1 pseudogene is annotated in these 651 nt (G+C 50.5%); it reads right to left on the minus strand.

The annotated features are described in order from the left end of the window. A pseudogene (locus AC1QQ2_RS14840) lies at positions 1 to 268 on the minus strand (hypothetical protein); the annotation flags it as partial. Positions 269 to 651 lie beyond the last annotated feature (383 nt).

Consider the following 651-nt stretch of genomic DNA (forward strand, 5'->3'; position numbering starts at 1 on the left):
CCCACAACTCACCCAAGTTGGCTTCAATCAGGGCCGCTGCGCGTTCTCCTGGATGGGTCAGTCGTTCGATCTGGAAGAGATGCTCAATCTCGCGATGCACCCGCGGCAAGTTGGCGATCGCCTCACTGTAGGTCGCCCCCAGCTGCCGATAAAGCGTCTTCTTGTAGATATACTTCCGCAGCTCTTTTGGCACGTTACGCTTGTACCTGAAACTGCCATTGGGGCGGCGAAAGACATATTTGGGAAGTTTGGGCAAAGTCTGATCCATTCTGATACTATCAGAACGATTCTGACCCAAAGCAACTCAAAACGAATGTCGAAGCGTGACTGTTTGCGGTCCGATTTTGACCTCAATGGTCCCAAAAGCGGTCCCGAAAATGGTCCGACAGAAAACCGAAAACCCGTTTCCGTTAGGTTTTCTTCGAATTACCAGGGAAAAACTGGTGCCGCTGAAGGGAAATCGACTATCGCTATTTTTGATGGAAATATACTGGGTTAGGGAGGGGCTCTTCCCAGGAAATGGTCCAGAAAGCGGTCCCGATTTTACTCCGAAGAATATCAATCCAATGGCGTCGGCGAATTTGGTATGGGGTCTATTGGTAAGTTGCCGAGGATGTGGTGGGCGTAGTGTCTGAAGGGAACGATATGCCT

It is taken from the genome of Aestuarium sp., assembly GCF_023253315.1.
Classification (GTDB): Bacteria; Pseudomonadota; Alphaproteobacteria; order Rhodobacterales; family Rhodobacteraceae; genus Marivivens; species Marivivens donghaensis.